The 19,661-nt window shown below is 73.6% G+C and carries 18 protein-coding genes; 10 read left to right on the top strand and 8 right to left on the bottom strand.

Annotated elements, in window-relative coordinates:
- Positions 1 to 31: 31 nt before the first annotated feature.
- The 3 genes from pheA to ACF08D_RS22670 all read left to right on the top strand — a co-directional run bounded on the left by pheA (position 32) and on the right by ACF08D_RS22670 (position 3,681).
- A complete protein-coding gene (gene pheA, locus ACF08D_RS22680) occupies positions 32 to 967 on the top strand; it encodes a prephenate dehydratase (protein ID WP_392224567.1) in 936 nt (311 codons plus the stop codon).
- Positions 968 to 1,591: 624 nt separating this feature from the next.
- Positions 1,592 to 2,869, top strand: coding sequence for a serine--tRNA ligase (gene serS / locus ACF08D_RS22675; protein ID WP_392224565.1), 1,278 nt, complete (start codon positions 1,592 to 1,594; stop codon positions 2,867 to 2,869).
- The gene (locus ACF08D_RS22670; RefSeq protein WP_392224564.1) at positions 2,866 to 3,681 is read left to right on the top strand and encodes an HAD family hydrolase; all 816 of its coding nucleotides are present in this window, start codon (positions 2,866 to 2,868) and stop codon (positions 3,679 to 3,681) included. The genes serS and ACF08D_RS22670 overlap by 4 nt, the downstream gene beginning before the upstream one ends.
- Before the next feature lie 304 nt (positions 3,682 to 3,985).
- On the opposite strand, the gene lpdA is transcribed toward ACF08D_RS22670, so the two are convergent.
- Positions 3,986 to 5,389 (bottom strand): dihydrolipoyl dehydrogenase, encoded by a 1,404-nt coding sequence (gene lpdA, locus ACF08D_RS22665; RefSeq protein ID WP_392224562.1) that lies wholly within the window; start codon positions 5,387 to 5,389, stop codon positions 3,986 to 3,988.
- Positions 5,390 to 5,500: 111 nt separating this feature from the next.
- Between lpdA and ACF08D_RS22660 the strand changes: the two genes are divergently transcribed.
- The gene (locus ACF08D_RS22660; RefSeq protein ID WP_392224561.1) at positions 5,501 to 6,178 is read left to right on the top strand and encodes a FadR/GntR family transcriptional regulator; all 678 of its coding nucleotides are present in this window, start codon (positions 5,501 to 5,503) and stop codon (positions 6,176 to 6,178) included.
- A gap of 50 nt (positions 6,179 to 6,228) precedes the next feature.
- Positions 6,229 to 7,506 (top strand): CynX/NimT family MFS transporter, encoded by a 1,278-nt coding sequence (locus ACF08D_RS22655; protein ID WP_392224559.1) that lies wholly within the window; start codon positions 6,229 to 6,231, stop codon positions 7,504 to 7,506.
- Between the two features lie 4 nt (positions 7,507 to 7,510).
- Here ACF08D_RS22655 and ACF08D_RS22650 read toward each other — a convergent pair whose 3' ends face one another.
- From ACF08D_RS22650 to ACF08D_RS22630, 5 genes are all read right to left on the bottom strand, one after another.
- Positions 7,511 to 7,867 carry a hypothetical protein gene (locus ACF08D_RS22650; RefSeq protein ID WP_392224557.1) on the bottom strand — a complete coding sequence of 119 codons (357 nt, stop codon included), beginning with the start codon at positions 7,865 to 7,867 and terminating at the stop codon, positions 7,511 to 7,513.
- 252 nt (positions 7,868 to 8,119) lie between these two features.
- On the bottom strand, positions 8,120 to 8,839 hold the full coding sequence (locus ACF08D_RS22645; RefSeq protein WP_392224555.1) for an ABC transporter permease: 720 nt from the start codon (positions 8,837 to 8,839) through the stop codon (positions 8,120 to 8,122).
- A gap of 15 nt (positions 8,840 to 8,854) precedes the next feature.
- Positions 8,855 to 9,766, bottom strand: a complete 912-nt coding sequence (locus ACF08D_RS22640) for an ABC transporter ATP-binding protein (protein WP_392224553.1) — start codon at positions 9,764 to 9,766, stop codon at positions 8,855 to 8,857.
- Positions 9,763 to 10,665, bottom strand: coding sequence for an ABC transporter permease (locus tag ACF08D_RS22635; RefSeq protein ID WP_392224552.1), 903 nt, complete (start codon positions 10,663 to 10,665; stop codon positions 9,763 to 9,765). The genes ACF08D_RS22640 and ACF08D_RS22635 overlap by 4 nt, the downstream gene beginning before the upstream one ends.
- The gene (locus ACF08D_RS22630; protein ID WP_392224551.1) at positions 10,662 to 11,651 is read right to left on the bottom strand and encodes an ABC transporter ATP-binding protein; all 990 of its coding nucleotides are present in this window, start codon (positions 11,649 to 11,651) and stop codon (positions 10,662 to 10,664) included. The genes ACF08D_RS22635 and ACF08D_RS22630 overlap by 4 nt, the downstream gene beginning before the upstream one ends.
- 460 nt (positions 11,652 to 12,111) lie before the next feature.
- Between ACF08D_RS22630 and ACF08D_RS22625 the strand changes: the two genes are divergently transcribed.
- The 4 genes from ACF08D_RS22625 (at position 12,112) to ACF08D_RS22610 (ending at position 16,443) form a co-directional block, all read left to right on the top strand.
- Positions 12,112 to 12,918: a M24 family metallopeptidase gene (locus ACF08D_RS22625; RefSeq protein ID WP_392224740.1), complete on the top strand. Its 807-nt coding sequence runs from the start codon at positions 12,112 to 12,114 to the stop codon at positions 12,916 to 12,918.
- Positions 12,915 to 14,699 carry an SDR family oxidoreductase gene (locus tag ACF08D_RS22620; RefSeq protein ID WP_392224549.1) on the top strand — a complete coding sequence of 595 codons (1,785 nt, stop codon included), beginning with the start codon at positions 12,915 to 12,917 and terminating at the stop codon, positions 14,697 to 14,699. Before ACF08D_RS22625 ends, ACF08D_RS22620 begins: the two co-directional genes overlap by 4 nt.
- A complete protein-coding gene (locus ACF08D_RS22615; protein ID WP_392224547.1) occupies positions 14,696 to 15,673 on the top strand; it encodes a MerR family transcriptional regulator in 978 nt (325 codons plus the stop codon). Before ACF08D_RS22620 ends, ACF08D_RS22615 begins: the two co-directional genes overlap by 4 nt.
- Before the next feature lie 137 nt (positions 15,674 to 15,810).
- Positions 15,811 to 16,443 carry an RNA 2'-phosphotransferase gene (locus ACF08D_RS22610; RefSeq protein WP_392224545.1) on the top strand — a complete coding sequence of 211 codons (633 nt, stop codon included), beginning with the start codon at positions 15,811 to 15,813 and terminating at the stop codon, positions 16,441 to 16,443.
- Between the two features lie 18 nt (positions 16,444 to 16,461).
- On the opposite strand, the gene ACF08D_RS22605 is transcribed toward ACF08D_RS22610, so the two are convergent.
- Complete coding sequence (locus tag ACF08D_RS22605; protein WP_392224543.1) at positions 16,462 to 17,385, bottom strand: LLM class flavin-dependent oxidoreductase; 924 nt, start codon at positions 17,383 to 17,385, stop codon at positions 16,462 to 16,464.
- A 115-nt stretch (positions 17,386 to 17,500) separates the two neighbouring features.
- Between ACF08D_RS22605 and ACF08D_RS22600 the strand changes: the two genes are divergently transcribed.
- Entirely contained in the window at positions 17,501 to 18,361 is an 861-nt protein-coding gene (locus ACF08D_RS22600; protein ID WP_392224542.1) for a Cof-type HAD-IIB family hydrolase, read from the top strand.
- Positions 18,362 to 18,387: 26 nt separating this feature from the next.
- On the opposite strand, the gene ACF08D_RS22595 is transcribed toward ACF08D_RS22600, so the two are convergent.
- Positions 18,388 to 19,539, bottom strand: coding sequence for a M23 family metallopeptidase (locus ACF08D_RS22595; protein WP_392224541.1), 1,152 nt, complete (start codon positions 19,537 to 19,539; stop codon positions 18,388 to 18,390).
- Positions 19,540 to 19,661 lie beyond the last annotated feature (122 nt).

Below are 19,661 nucleotides of genomic sequence, written 5' to 3'. Positions count from 1 at the left end.
GGGGCCGGGCGCCGCGCATTAGGGTGACGGTATGTCGGCCACTCGCTATACGTATCTCGGTCCCGCGGGCACCTTCACGGAGGCGGCGCTGCGCACCCTGCCGGAAGCCGCCACCCGGGAGCTGGTCCCGATGGTCTCGGTGGCCGCGGCGCTGGACGCCGTGCGCAACGAGGAGGCCGCCGCCGCCCTCGTACCGATCGAGAACTCGGTGGAGGGCGGGGTGACGGCGACGCTGGACGCGCTGGCGTCCGGCGAGCCGCTGATGATCTACCGCGAGGTGCTGCTGCCGATCGCGTTCGCGCTGCTGGTGCGGCCGGGCACGTCGCTGGCCGACGTCAAGACGGTGACCGGGCACCCGGTGGCGCAGCCGCAGGTGCGCAACTGGCTGCGGGCGAACCTGCCCGAGGCGGTGTGGGAGTCGGCCGCGTCCAACGCGGACGGGGCCCGGCTGGTGCAGGAGGGCCGGTACGACGCGGCGTTCGCGGGGGCCTTCGCCGCCGCCACGTACGGCCTGGAGGCGCTGGTCACCGAGATCCACGACGCCGAGAACGCGGAGACGCGCTTCGTGCTGGTGGGCCGCCCGGCGCGGCCGGCGGCGCCCACCGGGGCGGACAAGACGTCGGTGGTGATCTGGCAGCGCGAGGACCACCCGGGTGCGCTGCTGGAGCTGCTCCAGGAGTTCTCGGCGCGCGGGGTCAACCTGATGCTGCTCCAGTCGCGGCCGACCGGCGCCGGGATCGGCAACTACTGCTTCGCCGTCGACGCCGAGGGCCACATCGCCGACCGGCGCGTCGCCGAGGCGCTGATGGGGCTGAAGCGGATCTGCGCGCAGGTGCGGTTCCTCGGCTCGTACCCGAGGGCGGGCGCGACGGCCGCGGACGTGTCGCCGCTGCGGCCGGGGACGTCCGACGCGGAGTTCACGGCGGCGTCGGACTGGCTGGCCCGGTGCCAGGACGGGCGGATCTGACCAACGGGCCCGCCTGGTCCCACCAGCACCGGGAGGCGCTTGTCGGCTCCGGTGGGCGCCGTCCACAGCGGCGGGCCGGTTATCCACAGGGCGGCTTCTCGACCTGGGGACAAGTCGACATCACAACCGGACAGAGTCGACATATCACCACGGTCGCTCCGGGCGGGACGGAGGGTGGCGGCATACGCGCGTCACCTCAATGTCACCCCAATTCCGCCGGGCAACTCTTTGGAGCGAGAAATTCCCACCCGAATGAGCGTGTGGTCCGGGTTTGGTAAGGGAATCCAGGGCGATGGTCCGCCATGAGGAATGATCAATTCCCTGATCCACAGCATCGGCGCACAGCCTGTGGATAACTTGCCCGGAAGGCCAGGCGCCTGTGGACAACGCGGGGACGGCACAGGGGACGGCGCGGGGGGGACGGCACAGGGGCGGTACCGGGGGCGGCGCAGGGGCGGCACCGGCCGCCGCCCGGCGGGGCGGGCGGAATTCCGGGCCCCTTTCCCGGGATCACTCCGGGGACCACCCAGGATTAATTTCCGGCATTACGGGCAAAACGACACGGTTGCCCACACCCGGCATATCGGCTGGGGTGGCGGCCGCCCCCACCGGTAGCCTGGTGGGGTGATTGACCTTCGCCTGCTCCGTGAGGACCCCGACCGTGTTCGCGCCTCCCAGCGCGCCCGTGGAGAGGACGTCGGCCTCGTCGACGCCCTGCTCTCCGCCGATGAGCGGCGCAGGTCGTCCGGCGTCCGCTTCGACGAACTCCGCTCCGAGCAGAAGGCGCTCGGCAAGCTGATCCCCAAGGCGTCGCCGGAGGAGCGCGCGGAACTGCTCCAGCGCGCCGAGCAGCTCAAGACCGACGTCAAGGCCGCCGACGCCGCCCAGCACGAGGCCGAGGACGAGGCCAAGCGCCTGCTGCTGCGCCTGGGCAACCTGGTCCACGAGGACGTGCCGGTCGGCGGCGAGGAGGACTTCGTCGTCCTGGAGACGCACGGCACCGTGCGGGACTTCGGCGCCGAGGGCTTCGAGCCCAAGGACCACCTGGAGCTGGGCGAGGCGCTGGGCGCCATCGACGTCGAGCGCGCCGCGAAGGTCTCCGGCTCGCGCTTCTACTACCTGACCGGCGTCGGCGCGCTGCTGGAGCTGGCGCTGGTCAACGCGGCGATCGCGCAGGCGACGGAGGCCGGGTTCGTCCCGATGCTCACGCCCACGCTGGTCCGCCCGCGCGCCATGGAGGGCACCGGCTTCCTCGGCCAGGCCGCGGAGAACGTGTACCACCTGGAGAAGGACGACTACTACCTCGTCGGCACGTCCGAGGTGCCGCTGGCCGCGTACCACATGGACGAGATCCTCGACGCGGACAAGCTGCCCCTGCGCTACGCCGGCTTCTCGCCCTGCTACCGGCGCGAGGCCGGGACGTACGGCAAGGACACCCGCGGCATCTTCCGCGTCCACCAGTTCGACAAGGTCGAGATGTTCTCGTACGTCGCGCCCGAGGACGCCGAGGCGGAGCACAAGCGCCTGCTGGACTGGGAGAAGCGGTGGCTGACCTCCCTGGAGCTGCCGTTCCAGGTGATCGACGTGGCCACCGGCGACCTGGGCTCCTCGGCCTCGCGCAAGTACGACTGCGAGGCGTGGATCCCCACCCAGGGCAAGTACCGCGAGCTGACGTCCGCCTCCAACTGCGACAGCTTCCAGGCCCGGCGCCTGTCGGTCCGGATGCGCGACGGCAAGAAGATCCAGCCGCTCGCCACCCTCAACGGCACGCTCTGCGCCGTCCCGCGCACGATCGTCGCCCTGCTGGAGAACCACCAGCAGGCCGACGGCTCGGTGCGCGTGCCTCCGGTCCTGCGCCCGTACCTCGGCGGCCGGGAAGTCCTGGAGCCGGTCGCCAAGTGACCCCGTTCCCCTACAAGCTGGTCGCGACCGACCTCGACGGGACGCTGCTGCGCCCCGACGAGACGATCTCGCGGCGCACCCGGGACGCGCTCGCCGCCGCGACGGCGGCGGGCGCCGCGCACATCGTCGTCACCGGCCGGTCGGTCCCCTGGACCCGGCACATCCTGGACGACCTCGGTTACGACGGCCTCGCGGTGTGCGGCCAGGGGGCGCAGGTCTACCACGCGGGCGAGCACCGGCTGCTGACGTCCGTGACCCTGGACCGCCAGCTCGCGGGCCTCGCCCTGTCCAAGCTGGAGGCCGAGGTGGGCCCGCTGGCGCTGGCCGCCAGCCGGGACGGGCTCGACGGCGAGGTCCTGATCAGCCCCGGCTACCGGGTGCAGGAGGGGCCGCTGCCGTACCTCCCGTACGAGGACCCGGCCGAGCTGTGGTCCGCCCCGCTCAACAAGGTCTACATCCAGCACCCCGAGCTGGACGACGACGCCCTCGCCCTGGCCGCCCGGCGGACCGTCGGCGGTCTGGTGGACGTGGTGATGGCGGGCGCGGGGATCGTCGAGATCCTGCCGCTGGGGCTGAGCAAGGCGACCGGACTGTCGCTGGCCGCGCGCCGGCTGGGCGTGAAGGGCGCGGACACCATCGCGTTCGGCGACATGCCGAACGACATCCCCATGTTCGCCTGGGCGGCGCACGGGGTGGCCATGGCCAACGCGCACGACGACCTCAAGGCCGTCGCCCGCGAGGTCACGGCCTCCAACGAGCACGACGGCATCGCGGTGGTGCTGGAGGAGCTGCTGCGCGGCCGCGACGGCTGACGGCGTCGCCCGTACGGGCCCGAAAGGGCTCGGCCCCCGGGCCCTGCTTAAGGGCCCTGCTGACGGACCGGAGGGGGCGGCCCGCGCGTCATGAACGCGCGCTCGAAGCGGCCGCCCCCCGGTGCCGTCCCCGGCAGGACCGGGGTGCTCCTCAATGTGCCCCGTACGCACGGCGCCACGCCACCGGATTTCCCGGGGGTGCGGCTTTCCGGAGGCCCGGCTGTCCCGGCTGTCCGGAGACCCGGCTGTCCGGAGGCCCGGCTGTCCCGGCTGTCCGGAGGGCCGTGGCGCCGTCGCCCGGGCGTCAGAAGTTGATCATGTGGCCCGCGAGACCGTGCACGGCCTCCTTCACCGCCTCGCCCAGCGTCGGGTGCGCGTGCACGTTCCGGGCGACCTCGTGGACCGTGAGGTCCCACTGCTGCGCCAGGGTCAGCTCGGGCAGCAGCTCGGTGACGTCCGGACCGATCAGGTGGGCGCCGATGATCTCGCCGTACTTCGCGTCGCTGATCAGCTTCACGAAACCGGTGGTGTCCCCGAGGCCGTGCGCCTTGCCGTTCGCCATGAAGGGGAACTTGGCGACCTTGACGTCGAAGCCCTTCTCGCGCGCCTGCTCCTCCGTCCAGCCGAAGCTGGCGATCTGCGGCTGGCAGTAGGTCGCGCGGGGGATCATCGGGTAGTCGAGCTCCATGGTCTCGGCGTCCGCGATCGTCTCGGCCGCCACTACGCCCATGGCCTCGGCGGTGTGCGCCAGCATCAGCTTCGCCGTCACGTCACCGATCGCGTAGATGTGCGGCACCGACGTCCGCGCCCGCCCGTCGACGTCGATCGCGCCGCGCTCGGTGAGCTTCACACCGGTGTTCTCCAGGCCGTACCCCTCGACGTTCGGCGCGAAGCCGATGGCCTGGAGCACCTTGTCGGCCTCCAGCACCCGCTGCCCGCCGTCCTTGCCGGTCACGGTCACCCGCACCTGCTCGCCGGACTCGTCGATCGACTCGACCCGGGTGGACGTCAGCACGTCGATGCCGAGCTTGCGGTACTGCTTCGCCAGCTCCGCCGAGACGTCCTTGTCCTCCAGCGGCGCGATCCGGTCGAGGAACTCGACGATGGTGACCTTCACGCCGTAGTTGTGCAGCACGTACGCGAACTCGACGCCGATCGCGCCCGCGCCGGCGATCACGATGGAGCGCGGCAGCTCCTCGGTGAGGATCTGCTCCTCGTACGTCACCACCCGCTCGCTGCGCCGGGTGCCCGGGAGCAGGCGGGGCGTGGCGCCGGTGGCGATGATGCAGTGGTCGAACGCGATCGTGGCCGTCGTGCCGTCGCTCTGCTCCACCCGCATCGAGTTCGCGTCCAGGAAGGTGCCCCGGCCGGTGAACTCGGTGATCTTGTTCTTCTTCATCAGGAAGTGGACGCCCTTGACCCGGCCGTCCGCGACCGTCCGGCTGCGCCGGAACGCCTCGCCGTAGTCGAAGGACACCTCGCCGTCGACCTTGATGCCGTACGTCTTGGCCTCGTGGGTGAAGAGGTGGGCCAGCTCGGCGTTGCGCAGCAGCGCCTTGGTGGGGATGCAGCCGACGTTCAGGCACACACCGCCCCAGTACTTCTCCTCGACCACCGCGACGCGCTTGCCCAGCTGGGCGGCGCGGATGGCGGCGACGTAGCCGCCGGGGCCAGCTCCGAGTACGACGACGTCGAAGCGGTCTGACATGGCTTGCTCCCCAGGGTGTGAGTGAGTGCGGCTGTGCCCACAGTAATCCCGGAGGCAAGTTGTAGGATGACTGGGCAACCGGGCGGATGAGTGGGACGGAGTAGAGGACGGATGGCACTGAAAGCCGCGGGACGGACCTCCCTCGTGGACACCGTCGTCGAGCAGCTCCGGGCCGAGCTGACGGACGGCGCCTGGGCCGTCGGCGACCGCCTCCCCACCGAGCACGAGCTGGCCGAGCAGCTCGGCGTCGGCCGCAACACCGTCCGCGAGGCCGTCCGCGTCCTCGTCCACGCCGGGCTGCTGGAGTCCCGCCAGGGCAACGGCACCTTCGTACGCTCCACCGCCGACCCCGCCGCCGTACTGCGCACCGTCCGGGCCGCCGGCGCGCTGGACGTCCTGGAGCTGCGGATCGCCCTGGAGACGGAGGCGGCGCGGCTCGCCGCCCAGCGGCGCGACACCCACGACCTGCTGGGGCTGCGCGCGGCGCTGGCGACCCTGCGCGCGGAGGGCGACCGGGACGCGGACGCCGACATGGCCTTCCACCGCGCGGTGGTCGAGGCCACCCACAACACCGCGTTCACCGAGGTCTACCGCTTCTTCTCGGTCCAGGTCCACGAGAGCCTCGTCGCCTCCCTCGGCGACCGCGAGATGCCCGCCATCGACCTCGACGCCCACGAGGCGCTGGTCGAGGCGATCGAGGCGGGCGACCCCGACGCGGCCGGGGCGGCGGTCCGCGCACTGCTGCACGCGCCCCTGGAGACCGTCCGGGCGATCGTCGCCGCCCGCTGAACTCCCCGTAAATCCCCCGCTGTACACCCCCCGCTGTTTCGAAAGGTGCTGTGAACGTGGCACGCCCGCAAGCCGATCGGTCGCTCCTGCTCGACGCGGAGGGCCCGGTCCGGCCCTCGCCGGAAGGCGCCGCCGCGCGGCGGGCGTTGCTCGCCCACCCGGTGCTGCTGCTCACCGGCATCGTGCTCGCCTCGCTCAACATGCGCGCGGCCCTGGCGAGCGTGTCCCCGCTGGTCGGTGAGATCAGCGCGGCCCTCGGGCTGTCCTCGACGGCGACGTCGCTGATCACCTCGGTCCCGGTGCTGTTCCTGGGCGCCGGCTCGCTGGCCGCGCCCTGGCTGGGCCGGCGCCTGGGCACCGAACGGGTGCTGCTGGGCGCCCTGTTGCTGCTGGCGGCCGGCATCCTCGTCCGCGTCCTGCCGTCCGTGTACGCGCTGTACGGCGGCGGGGTCCTCGCCGGGACGGCCATCGCGCTGCTCAACGTCCTGATGCCCGGCCTGATCAAGCGGGACTTCCCGGACCGGGCCGCGTCGATGACGTCCGTCTACACGGGGTCGATGATCGCGGGCGCCACGGTCGCGGCGGCGGCGTCGGTGCCGCTGGAGCGGGCGTTCGGCGGCAGCTGGCAGGGCTCGCTGGCCTTCTGGTCGCTCCTGGCGGCCGTGGCGGCGGTGGTCTGGCTGCCGCAGGTGCTGATCGCCCGGGGCCGGACGGGGCACGAGGTGCCGGTGGCGTCAGGGGCGGCGGCGGGGCACGGGCGCGGGGTGTGGCGCTCGGCCCTGGCCTGGCAGGTCACCCTCTTCATGGGCCTGCAGTCGCTGTGGACGTACGTCCTGATCGCCTGGCTGCCGACGATCTTCACCGACCAGGGCATGAGCCGCTCCACGGCCGGTGTGGTCTTCGCGTTCAACAACCTGGTGCAGGTCGCGGGCGCCTTCCTGGTGCCGCTGCTGGCCGGCCGGATGCGGAGCCAGCGCCCGCTGGTCGCCCTGGTCACCTCGCTGGTGGCGGCGGGGTACACGGGGCTGATGGTGGCCCCGGTGGCGGGCGCCTGGCTGTGGGCGGCGGTCCTGGGCGTGGGGCAGGGCGGCGCGGTGGGCCTGGCCCTGACGCTGATCGTGCTGCGCAGCGGGGACGCGGTGACCGCGGCGCGGCTGTCCGGGATGGCGCAGACCGTCGGCTACCTGCTGGCGGCGGCGGGGCCGCTCGCGGCGGGCGCGGTCCACGAGGCGACCGGCGGCTGGACGGTGCCGATCGCCCTGGTGCTGTGCGCCTGCGCGGTGGCCCTGGGCGTGGGGCTGCTGGCGGCTCGCGACCGCAGGGTCTGACCGCTCAGTCCCGCCCGTCCCCCCTGCGGCGGCGCCACCCGAAGAGGCCCCCGCCGCGGCGGGCGCGGTCGGCCCGGCGGGCGCGACCGGCCCGGCCGGCTCGGCCTGCCCGGCTGAAGAACCATCCCGCGGGCGGCTCGTCGGAGCGCCAGGGCTCCGGCTCGGGCGGCCGGCCGCGCCAGCGCGCCGCGAGCATCCTGGCCCGGGCGGACGGTTCGGTGGTCCCGGCGGAGCGGATGAAGTCGTGGTCCAGCTCGACGTCGTCCCAGCCGTTCCGGCGGGGTGCGGTGCCCGGCGCGTCCGGGGCGTCCTCGCCGTCCCGCCCGGCGTCCCCGTCTCGGTGTCCGTGGTCAGCGGCCATGGGTGCCTCCTCCGTACGGCAAGTGTGCCCGCCCCTCCGTCAGCCCGGCGTGAAGGCCGGGGGCCGTGGCCGGGGAGCCGACGGACGCGGCCGGTGGTACGAGGGAGGGGCCCGGCACGCGCGCGTACCGGGCCCCTCGGGGCGCGCTGCTCCGCTACCGCGGGCGGCCCTCCGTGGCCGTTCCCGGCGGCTACTCGGCGGGAGCGGTGCCGGTCCGTGGCCGCGGCCGCCGCTCGGCGGGAGCGGTGCCGGTTACTCCTCGCCCGCCAGCGTGAGCGTGCGGAGCTTCTGGCCGGCGTACCAGGTCGCCGCCACCGTCACACCCGCGAGCAGCGCCACCGCCGCCGGCAGGCTCACGTCCGAGGCGACCAGCCCGCCGCCGGTGACCTTCTCGGCGACGGCCAGCGCCCACTGCTGGACGCTGAGGGTCTTGGCGCCCGCGATCAGGCTGCCGAACAGGGTCTCCCACACCAGCGCGTACACCAGGCCGATGACGACCGCGTGCCGGCTGACCGTGCCGAGCAGCAGGAAGAGCGCGCTGTACGCGATCGAGGCGACGAGCGCGGCGACGGTGTGGGCGACCGCCACCTGCTGTCCGTTGCCGTTGAGGATCATTCCGGCGACGAAGGTCGGCACCGCCGAGAAGACCATGGTCACGGCGACGGCCACGATGAGCTTGGTGAAGATGATGGTGGGCCGCTTCACCGGCTTGGCCAGCAGGTAGACGATGGACCCGTCGTCGATCTCGGGCCCGATCGCGCCCGTACCGGCGATGACACCGATCAGCGGCACCATGGTGGCGAGCGCGAACCCGCCGAGGACGTCGGCGGCGACCTGGTCGTCGGCGCCGTTGAAGGCGCGTACGGCGGCCGCGATGAGCAGCAGCAGACCGGGCAGGGCGAAGAGGATCAGGGCGCGGCGGCGGCCGAGGAGGGCGCGGTAGGTGAGCCGGGCGACTGTGGGGTTGTACATGGTCGAGGGCTCCCTTCAGGCCGCGACGAGGTACGAGAAGACCGACTCCAGGGACTCGTCCGAGGGCGAGACCGTCAGCAGCCGGATGGAGTGCTCCCGGGCGACCCGCGGCAGCAGCTCGGTGAAGCGCGCGAAGTCGACGGCCTGGATGCGCAGGGCGCCCTCCGTCACGTCCACCTCGATGCCGGCCGTGGACGGGTCGGCGATCAGCGCGGCGGCCAGGGCCCGGTCGTCGCTGGAGCGGACGAGGTAGCGGTGCGGCCGGTCGGTCATCAGGCGCCGGATGCGGCGGAAGTCACCGCTCGCCGCGTGCCGGCCGGCGACGATCACCTCGATGTGGGAGGCGAGTTGCTCGACCTCCTCCAGGATGTGCGAGGAGAACAGGACCGTGCGGCCCTCCGCGCCCATCCGCCGCAGCAGGTCCATGAGCTGCATCCGCTGGCGCGGGTCCATGCCGTTGAACGGCTCGTCCAGCAGCAGCACGGAGGGGTCGTGGACGAGGGCCGAGGCCATCTTCACGCGCTGCCGCATGCCCTTGCTGTACGTGGCGATCTTGCGGTCCTGCGCGTACTCCATCTCCACCGTGGCCAGGGCACTCTGAGCCTCCGCCCCGCCCAGGCCGTGCAACTCGGCGTTGGCGACGACGAATTCGCGGCCGGTGAGGAAGTCGTACATCGCCTCCCGCTCGGGCACCACGCCGATCTCGCGGTAGACCGCCTCATTGCGCCAGATCGGCTTCCCGTCGAGGGTCACCGAGCCGGTGGAGGGGGCGAGGAACCCGCCCATCATGTTGATGAGCGTGGACTTGCCGGCGCCGTTGGGGCCGAGCAGGCCGGTCACCCCGGGGCCGATGGTCATGGTGACGTCGTTGACGGCGACGACGTTGCCGAACCACCGGGAGACGTGGTCGATGTCGATGGTGGTCACAGCCCGACCTTTCGGTAGCGGCGCAGCAGGACGGCGTAGGAGCCCGCGATGAGGGCGAGGGTGACGAGGAGGTACACCACGCCCGCTCCGGTGCCCGGCCCGGCCTCCCCGGGGAAGGACGACGTGGCGCCGAGGAAGGCGGTCTGCACCCCGTCGACGAGCGTGATCGGCGAGAAGAGGCCCAGCCAGCTGACCGCGCCCGTGTTGGCGGTGCCCACGGCGATCGCCTGGAGGGTGGAGACGGCGCCGTACGAGATGGTGACGGCGGCGATCACGGCGGCCACCCCGAAGCCGCGGCGTGGGGTGAGCGCGGCCAGGACGAGGCCGATGCCGCCGAAGAGGAGCGAGAGGAGAGCCACGGAGACCAGTCCCTGGGCGAATCCCTTCGTCTGGTCGGTGAAGTCCATCTTCGCCAGCAGGGACCCGATGTAGAGGATGAGCAGCGGCGAGGCGGTCAGGACGAACAGCGCCGACGCCATGGCGCCGTACTTGGCCAGCACGTAGTCGACCCGCTCGATGGGGCGGGAGAAGTACAGCGGCACGGTCTTGAAGCGGAGGTCGCGGGAGACGGACTGGGGCGCCTGAGCGGCCAGGTAGAGCCCGATGACGGCCTGGGTGAAGATCGCGTACCGGGTGTAGTCCAGCGGCAGGTCCTCCAGCTTGGTGGCGACCGCGACGGCGACCACGACCAGGGCGGGGATGCACATCACCGCGAAGAGGATCATCGGCAGCACCTTGGACTTGGCGCTGCGGCCCAGTCCGTACGCGCCGCGCAGCGACTGCGAGAACAGCGAGCGGCGCGCGTAGGACCGGCCCAGGCGGGGGCCGTCGTAGTCGCGGTAGCCGATGTTGTGGATCCGCGTCTCGGTGCGCGCACCGGGGGTGGTGGGCGTGCTCATCGGGTCGGCACCTCCTGCGCCGGGTTCGTGCCGGCTTCCGTGCCGGGCCGGCCCGGGCGGAAGACCTCGGCGATGTGGTGGCGGCGCTGTTCCATGCGGACGAGGCCGAGTCCCAGGCCGGCGACGGTGTCGCGGACCAGGTCGTACGTCGCCTCGCCGGTCGCCTCCAGCAGCAGGACGTGCCCGGCGCCGGGCAGGCCGTCCTCCACGCGCGCGTGGAGGGTGACCCCGGCCGCGGTGAGCGCCTCGCGCAGGGCGGCGGTGCCGTCGGGGTGCGCGTCGGTGTCGGTCACCTCGACGGCGAGCGTGGTGGTCACCTGGGTGAAGTCGCTGGTGGAGCTGGAGCGCAGCAGCGCCCCGCCGTCGATCACCACGACGTGGTCACAGGTGCGTTCGAGCTCGCCCAGCAGGTGGGACGTGACCAGGACCGAGATGCCGAAGTCGGTGTACACCCGGCGGATCAGGCCGAGCATCTCGTCGCGCCCGACCGGGTCGAGGCCGTTGGTCGGCTCGTCCAGGAGGACCAGCTGCGGGTCGTGGACCAGCGCCTGGGCCAGCTTCACGCGCTGCTTCATCCCGGTCGAGTAGCCGCCCATGGGGCGGTAGCGCTCCTCGTACAGCCCGACGTGGCGCAGGGTGTCGGCGGTGCGCTCGCGCGCGGCGGCGGGCGGGAGGCCCGACATGCGCGCCATGTGGACGACGAACTCGGTGGCCGACACGTCGGGCGGCAGGCAGTCGTGCTCGGGCATGTAGCCGACCCGCTCGCGGATGGCGGCGCCGCTGGTGGCGACGTCGAGGCCGAGGACCTCGGCCCGTCCTTCGGTGGCGGGGGACAGGCCCAGCAGGATCTTGATCATGGTGGACTTGCCGGCTCCGTTGGCACCCACCAGTCCGGTCACACCGGGCCCGATGTCCAGGGAGAGCCGGTCGAGAGCGGTCACCCGGGGGAACCGCTTGCTGAGGCTTTCGGTCGCGATCACAGTCACGGCTTCGACGGTAGTGGTCCAGGACACACCGGTCGTCAGACCTGGCGGCTGGATCGGCGTCCGACTCCAGGCGTACGAGCCCGTAGGGGCATGGCCCGTGAGGACGGGCCGGCGTCGGGGGCGGCGCGGCCCCGGGGTGCGGGGCGGGGGCCGGTTCTCCACAGGCGGCGCACGGCTCTTGACGCAGCCGCCGGGCATTGTCACATTCATCAGTGGCACGTTACGGGCGGGTAGGAAGCGCCGGCGGACGTACGCGCCCCGGCACGGACGGCACCACGGCACCACGGCACCACGGCACCACGGCACCACGGCACCACGGCACAGACGGCAGCAGGTCGGCAGCGCGGACGGGCGGGTGGGCATGGCCTCGGTGAGGACGACGAAAGCGGCGCCGCTTACGGCGGCGTCGGGTACGGCGTCGGGTACAGCGGCGTCGCGTGCGGCGGAACGGGACGCGGAGCTGCGCGGCTTCCGCGAGGTGCAGCGGCTGGCGTACGCCTGCGCGGAGGAGGTCGCCGCGCAGCTCGCGCCGGGCGTCACCGAGCGCGAGGCGGCGCGCATGCAGCGGGCGTGGCTGCGCGAGCGCGGTGTGCGGGACTGGTTCCACCTGCCCTTCGCGTGGTTCGGCGACCGCACGGCGTTCACCGGCTTCCGGATTCCGCTCCAGTTCTTCCCGACGGACCGGCGGCTGGAGCCGGGGATGCCCTTCATCCTCGACATGGCACCCGTGTACCGGGGCTTCACGGCCGACATCGGGTACGCGGGCTGCCTGGGCCTCAACCCCCTGCACGACCGGCTGCTCGCGGACCTGCGCGCGCACCGGGAGCTGATCCTGCGGGAGGTGCGCGAGCGGCGCCCGCTGCGGGAGATCTACGAGGACGTGGACCGGCTGATGGTCCGGCAGGGGTACGCCAACCGGCACCGCGCGTACCCCTTCGGCGTCGTCGCGCACAAGGTCGGCCGGGTGCGGGAGAGCCGCTGGGCACCGACCCTGTTCGGCTTCGGCACCCGGGCCCTGAGGGGGCTGGCGAGCGACGCCCTGCACGGGCACCGCGAGGGCTGGTCGCCGCTGTGGTCCCCGTACCGCTTCTCCGACCACCCCCCGGCGCCGGGGCTGTGGGCGGTCGAACCGCACCTCGGATTCCGGGGTACGGGCGCGAAGTTCGAGGAGCTCCTGGTGGTCACCGACTCCCGGGACCCGGAGCAGAGCGCGTTCTGGCTGGACGACGATCTGCCGCACGTGCGGCGCTGGGAGGGGAACCGATGACGGCGGCGAACGGGCCGGGGCCGGCGGGCGCGCGGGAGCGCCGGGTGCGCACGGGCGGGGTCGAGTTGTGCGTGGCCGAGCTGGGGGACACGGCACGGCCGACCGTGATGCTCCTGCACGGATACCCGGACTCCAAGGAGGTGTGGTCGGAGGTCGCCGAGCGGCTCGCCACCCGCTTCCACGTGGTGCTGTACGACGTCCGGGGGCACGGGCGCTCCACGGCGCCGGAGCCGCTGCGGGGCGGCTTCACGCTGGAGAAGCTGACGGACGACTTCCTGGCCGTGGCGGACGCGGTGAGCCCGGACGCGCCGGTGCACCTCGTCGGGCACGACTGGGGGTCGGTGCAGGGCTGGGAGTTCACCACCGTCCGGCGCACCGAGGGGCGCGTGGCGTCCTTCACCTCGATCTCGGGGCCCTCGCTGGACCACTTCGGCCACTGGATCAGGCAGCGGATGACCCGGCCCACCCCGCGCCGGGTCGGCCAGCTGCTCGGGCAGGGCGCCCGGTCCTGGTACGTGTACCTGCTGCACACCCCGGCCCTGCCCGAACTGGCCTGGCGGGGCCCGCTCGGCAAGCGCTGGCCGGGGCTGGTGCGGCGCTTCGAGAAGGTGCCGGCCGACGGCTACCCCACCCCGTCGCTGCCGGTGGACGCGGCGCACGGCGCCTGGCTCTACCGGGACAACGTGCGGGCGCGGCTGCGGCGACCGCGCGCCGACGCCTTCGCCCACGCGCCCGTGCAGCTCGTCACGCCCACCGGTGACGTCTTCCTCTCGGAGCGGCTGTACGACGACCTGGGCGTGTGGGCTCCGCGCCTGGTGCGCCGCACCCTGCCGGCCCGCCACTGGGTGCCCCGCTCCCGGCCGGACCTGCTGGCCGCCTGGATCACCGAGTTCGTGACGGCGCAGGAGGAGCCGGGCGGGGAGGTGCCGGAGCCGGTCGCGTCGGGGCGCCGGTACGCGGACCGGTTCGGCGGCCAGTTGGTCCTGGTCACGGGCGCGGCCGGCGGCATCGGGCGGGCCACGGCGTTCGCGTTCGCCGAGGCGGGCGCGCGCGTGGTGGCGGTCGACGTGGACGCCGAGGGCGCCGCCCGTACGGCCTCGATGGCCCGGCTGATCGGGGCGCCGGACGCCTGGGGCGAGGCGGTGGACGTCTCCGACGAGCAGGCGATGGAGAAGCTCGCCGAGAAGGTCACCGCCGAGTACGGCACGGTGGACGTGCTGGTCAACAACGCCGGGATCGGCCTGTCCGGGGCCTTCCTCGACACCACGAGCGAGGACTGGAGGAAGGTCCTCGACGTCAATCTGTGGGGCGTCATCCACGGCTGCCGGATCTTCGGCCGGCTGATGGCCGCGCGCGGGCAGGGCGGCCACATCGTCAACACCGCGTCGGCCGCCGCGTTCCAGCCGTCCCGGATGCTGCCCGCGTACAGCACGTCCAAGGCGGCGGTGCTCATGCTCAGCGAGTGCCTGCGCGCCGAGCTGGCGGGCCGGGACATCGGGGTCACGGCGGTCTGCCCGGGCATCGTCAACACCGGGATCACCTCGACCGCGCGGTTCGCCGGGGTCACGGCCGGCGAGGAGAAGCGCCTCCAGCGCAGGGCCGCCAGGCTGTACGGGCTGCGCAACTACCCGCCGGAGAAGGTCGCCGACGCGATTCTGCGGGCCGTGGCGGACAACGAGGCGGTGGTGCCGGTGACACCGGAGGCGCACGGCGCCCGGCTGCTGTCCCGGCTGGCCCCGGGGGCGCTGCGGGCGCTGGCCCGGCTGGAGCCGAAGCTGTGAGTGCGCCCCGGTCCCGCCCCCGGCCCGGGCCCCGGCCTCCGGCGGACGGGGCGGAGTACCGGATCGAGGACCTGGCGCACCGCAGCGGCGCCACGGTCCGGACCATCCGCGCCTACCAGGATCGGGGGCTGCTGCCCACACCGGAGCGGCGCGGCCGGGCCAATGTGTACGGCGAGGCGCACCTCGCGCGGCTGCGGCAGATCGCCGACCTGCTGGAGCGCGGCTACACCCTGGCGTCCATCAAGGAGTTGCTGGAGGCGTGGGACGCGGGCCGCGGCCTGGGCGGCGTCCTGGGCCTGGTCGCCGAGGTGGACGGCCCGTGGACCGACGAGGAGGCGGGCCGGATCACCCGGGAGGAGCTGGACGCCGCCTTCGGTGGGACCCCGGGCGAGGAGGCGGTACGGGAGGCGGTGGAGCTGGGCGTCCTGGAGCGCGTCCCGGGCAGGGACGACGAGTTCGTGGTGCCGAGCCCGCAAGAGCTGGCCGTGGCGGCCGAGTTGTACGCGGCCGGAGTCCCGCTGCTCTCGATCGCCGGGCATCTGCGGGAGGTTCGCGGCCAGGTCGAGCACATCGCCACCCGGTTCCTGGAGTTCACCATGGAGCATGTCTTCACGCGGTATCTGGGACATCAGCCGCCCACGGACGACGAGGCGGAGGAGGCGGCGGAGCTGGTGCGGCGGCTGCGCCCGCTCGCCCAGCAGACGGTCGACGCCGAACTGGCCCGCGCCATGCGCACGTTCGCCACCCGTCACCTCCGGCAGAGCCTCTCGCCCGGGCCGGCCGGATCGACGGCCCAGGAGCCGAGCGGAACGCGGGCCGTGCCCCTGCCCGACCGGACGATCCGCGCCGTACAGGCCCTGGTTGGGCCGGAGGACACTCCGGCGTTCATCACGGCGGCGACGGAACGGGAGGTGCAGGCACGGAGGTTGGATGCGCTGGCGCCAACCACACGGAAAAGTAGTCATATTGGCTAAAAGCCATGGTTTCACAGGGTAGTTGTCCACAGAATAATCAATTCCTCTGTGGATAACGCGAGTTGCTTGTGGATCAAACCTCGGCGCCGAAATTTCCCTGGCGTCGCCGACGTGATTCCTGCCACCCTGACGGAACCATGAACGACACGAGCGGCAGTCACGGCATGAGCGGCACAAGTGGCACAAGCGGCAGTCACGGCACGAGCGGCACCGGACGGGCGGGGGACGCCGACCGGCGCACCGTAAAGGTGTCGAAGTACCTCTCCCGGCACCTGCGCCACCAGCCGGAGCGCATCGGGCTGGTCCTCGACGCCAACGGCTGGGTCGCCGTCGACGACCTGCTGCGCGCGGCGGCGGAGCACGGCATGCCGATCAGCCGCACTGAACTGGATCATGTGGTGGCCGTCAACGACAAGCGCCGCTTCACCGTCGAGGGCGGCCGGATCCGCGCCAACCAGGGCCACACCGTGGAGGTGGACCTCGCCCTGCCGGCCGCCGAACCGCCCGCGTACCTCTACCACGGGACCGTGGCCCGCGCCCTTCCGGCGATCCGCGCCGAGGGGCTGCGCCCGATGGCCCGCCACCACGTCCACCTGTCGCCGGACCGCGAGACGGCGACCCGGGTCGGCGCCCGGCGCGGCCGGCCGGTGGTGCTCTCCGTGGACGCCGCCGCCATGCACCGGGACGGCCACACCTTCCGGGTGAGCGCCAACGGGGTCTGGCTCACCGACGCCGTCCCGCCCGCCTACCTGCGCCTCCCCGGCGCGTAGGGCACCCGCGCCGCCCGGTCAGGCCCGGGACCGGTTGGTCAGGCCCGGATCACCGAGCTGCGCCAGGGCCTCGGTGGCGATCCGCTCGTACACCGCCTCGTCGGCGGCGAACATCGTGTCCGCGATGGGCGCGTGCACCACGATCTCGGTGAAGCCCAGCTCGCGGTGGCGGCCGGCGAAGTCCACGAAGGCGTCCAGCGACTCCAGCGGACGGTCCGGGGTGAAGCCGGTCAGCAGGACGCGCTCCAGCTTCCCCGCGTCCCGGCCCTCCGCCGCGCACGCCTCGCCCAGCCTCGCCACCTGCCCCCGCAGCGCCTCCCACGACTGCTCCGGCGTACCCGCCTCGAACAGCTTCGGGTCCCCGGTCGTCACCCACGCCTGCCCGTGCCGGGCCGCCAGCCGCATCCCGCGCGGGCCCGTCGCGGCGACGGCGAACGGCAGCCGGGGCCGCTGGACGCAGCCCGGCACGTTCCGCGCCTCGTCCGCCGAGTAGAACGCCCCCCGGTGCGACACCGACGCCTCCGTCAGCAGCCGGTCCAGCAGCGGGACGAACTCGGCGAACCGGTCCGCCCGCTCGCGCGGGGTCCACGCCTCCTGCCCGAGCGCCGTCGCGTCGAAGCCATTGCCCCCGGCGCCGATGCCCAGCGTGACCCGGCCGCCGGAGACGTCGTCCAGCGAGATCAGCTCCTTGGCGAGCGTGACCGGGTGCCGGAAGTTGGGCGAGGTCACCAGCGTGCCCAGGCGGAGCCGCTCGGTCGCGGTCGCCGCCGCCGTCAGGGTCGGTATCGCGCCGAACCACGGCCCGTCGCGGAACGGCTCCCGCCACGACAGGTGGTCGTAGCTGTACGCGGTGTGGAAACCCAGCCGCTCGGCCCGCAGCCACGCCTCGCGGCCACCCTCGTGCCAGCGGCGGATGGGGAGAATCACGGTGCTCAGACGCATACGACGAGCCTACGGTGTGCCTCCGACACCCACTCGCGGTGCCTCCGCCCCCACCCACCGGCTCAGATGTGCGGCTATCCGCACGCCCGTGCACCCGGTACGGGACAATGGCCGGGTGACCTCAGCGACCTCTCCCCCCTCCCGGCCCCCCGTCCCAGGACGCCCCCGGCTGATCGCCACCGATCTGGACGGAACGCTTCTGCGCGACGACAAGTCCGTCTCCCACCGGACGGTCGCGGCGCTCGCCGCCGCCGAGGAGGCGGGGATCGAGGTCTTCTTCGTCACCGGCCGCCCCGCCCGCTGGATGGGCGTCGTCAGCGACCATGTGCACGGCCACGGCCTGGCCATCTGCGCCAACGGCGCCGCCGTCGTGGACCTGCACTCCGGGGGCCGGCTCCTGGAGGTCCGCCCGCTGGAGCGGGAGACCGCCCTCGACGTCGTCCGCACCCTGCGCCGCGAGGCGCCCGGCACCCACTTCGCCGTCGAGCTGACCACCGGCTTCCACTTCGAGCCGGACTACCCGCCGCTCTGGCGCGACCCGGCCGCCACCGTCGCCCCGGCCGAAAAGCTGCTGCACGAGGACGAGCCCGGGTCCGGCGCGCCGGTGCTGAAGCTGCTCGCCCACCACACCGACCTCACCCCGGACGGCTTCCTCGCGCTGGCCCGCACCGCCGCCGGCGACCGCGCGAGCATCACCCGCTCCAGCCCCAGCGCCCTGCTGGAGGTCAGCGGCCTCGGCGTCTCCAAGGCGAGCACGCTCGCCCTCTGCTGCGCCGAGCGCGGGATCTCCGCCGACGAGGTGGTGGCCTTCGGGGACATGCCGAACGACATCGAGATGCTGTCCTGGGCGGGCCGGTCGTACGCCATGGGGAACGCGCACCCGGACGTCGTCGCCGCCGCCTCCGGCCGTACCGTCGCCAACAACGACGACGGTGTCGCCCGGATCATCGAGGACATCCTCGGCGCGACCGCCTGACGCGGCGGCGGTGGTGGCGTGGCCGGTCATGGCGTCGGGCCCAGCCGGACCCCGTGCTCGGCCAGCCAGCGCACCGGGTCGACCGCCGAGCCCATGTACGGGGTCAGCCGCACCTCGAAGTGGAGGTGCGGTCCCGTCGAGTTGCCCGTGTTGCCCGAGCGCCCGATCGGCTGACCGGCCGCGACCGGCCGGCCCGGCGTCACGGCGGGCGCGGCGAGGTGGGCGTACTGCGAGTACCAGCCGCCCGCGTGGCGCACCACCACCTGGATCCCGAACCCGCCGCCGCAGGACACCGACTCCACCCGCCCCGCGCCGATGGACCGCACCGGCGTGCCGACGGGCACCGCGAAGTCCTGCCCCGTGTGCCGGTGCGCCCAGTGCGCGCCCGCCCGGGCGAAACCGGCGGACAGGGCATACCCCTCCACCGGCGCCACCCACCGCCCGCCGCCACCCGCACGCGGACCGCTCCCCGAACCCGCCCCCGAGCCACTCCCCGAACCCGCCCCCGGGCCACTCGCCGTACCCAGTGCCGGGCCGCTCGCCGCACCCGCCCCCGAGCCGCTCCCCGTACCCGGTGCCGGGCCGGCCGGTGCCGCTCCCCCGCACCGGCCCGACGCCGCCTTCTGGTCCGCCTCCGCCTGGAGCCGCCACTGGGCCCGCTCCAACCGTGTCTCGACGCCTTTCCGGATCGCGGCCAGCCGCCTGCTCCGGGCGTCCAGGTCCCGCCACGCCGCCCGGGCCTCGCCCTCCGCCCGGGCCAGCCGCCCCTCCGCCTCCCTGGTGCGCCGCATGAGCCGGTTCACCACCCGGTCCGCCTGCCGCGCGACCTGTTCCGCCCGGATCACCTCGTCGGCGTCGTCGCCCAGCAGCAGCCGCGCCGCCAGCCCCGCCGAGCCGCCCGACCGGTACTGCGCCCGGGCCACCTCGCCCATCCGGTCGTTGAGCCCCGCCAGTTCGCGCCGCTTCACGGCCAGCGCCCGCTGGAGGCGGCCGGCCAGCGTCCGCTGCACGGCCGCCGCGCGCCGCCCCTGCTCGTACGCCTCGGTGGCGCGGGCGGCCTCGTCGTACAGCCGCGCCACCTCGGCCGCCGCCCCGCCCCGCCCTCCGGCATCGGCGGCAGCGGCGGGCGCGGGGTGGGGGAGCAGGGCCAGCAGGGCGGCCAGCGCCACGAGAACCATCCTGGGATGGTGGCGGCCGGCGCACCGGAAGTCGGGGACCCCAGCGGGCCCGTACCGCCGACCGGACGACCACCGTTGCGCCGCCCGGGCTAGCACCCCGGGCACGGCACGGGGGCCTTGGG

This window comes from Streptomyces sp. NPDC015131, assembly GCF_043079975.1.
GTDB lineage: Bacteria > Actinomycetota > Actinomycetes > Streptomycetales > Streptomycetaceae > Streptomyces.
The sequence above is the reverse complement of the archived record's forward strand: the minus strand, read 5'-3'. Positions and strand labels throughout refer to the sequence as shown.

What these genes read in the sequence shown, in the direction of transcription:
- pheA (WP_392224567.1), top strand. Translation starts at nt 32, where the DNA reads ATGTCGGCCACTCGCTATACGTATCTCGGTCCCGCGGGCACCTTCACG.
- lpdA (WP_392224562.1), bottom strand. Translation starts at nt 5,389, where the DNA reads ATGTCAGACCGCTTCGACGTCGTCGTACTCGGAGCTGGCCCCGGCGGC.
- ACF08D_RS22660 (WP_392224561.1), top strand. Translation starts at nt 5,501, where the DNA reads ATGGCACTGAAAGCCGCGGGACGGACCTCCCTCGTGGACACCGTCGTC.
- ACF08D_RS22650 (WP_392224557.1), bottom strand. Translation starts at nt 7,867, where the DNA reads ATGGCCGCTGACCACGGACACCGAGACGGGGACGCCGGGCGGGACGGC.
- ACF08D_RS22645 (WP_392224555.1), bottom strand. Translation starts at nt 8,839, where the DNA reads ATGTACAACCCCACAGTCGCCCGGCTCACCTACCGCGCCCTCCTCGGC.
- ACF08D_RS22635 (WP_392224552.1), bottom strand. Translation starts at nt 10,665, where the DNA reads ATGAGCACGCCCACCACCCCCGGTGCGCGCACCGAGACGCGGATCCAC.
- ACF08D_RS22620 (WP_392224549.1), top strand. Translation starts at nt 12,915, where the DNA reads ATGACGGCGGCGAACGGGCCGGGGCCGGCGGGCGCGCGGGAGCGCCGG.
- ACF08D_RS22610 (WP_392224545.1), top strand. Translation starts at nt 15,811, where the DNA reads ATGAACGACACGAGCGGCAGTCACGGCATGAGCGGCACAAGTGGCACA.
- ACF08D_RS22605 (WP_392224543.1), bottom strand. Translation starts at nt 17,385, where the DNA reads ATGCGTCTGAGCACCGTGATTCTCCCCATCCGCCGCTGGCACGAGGGT.
- ACF08D_RS22595 (WP_392224541.1), bottom strand. Translation starts at nt 19,539, where the DNA reads ATGGTTCTCGTGGCGCTGGCCGCCCTGCTGGCCCTGCTCCCCCACCCC.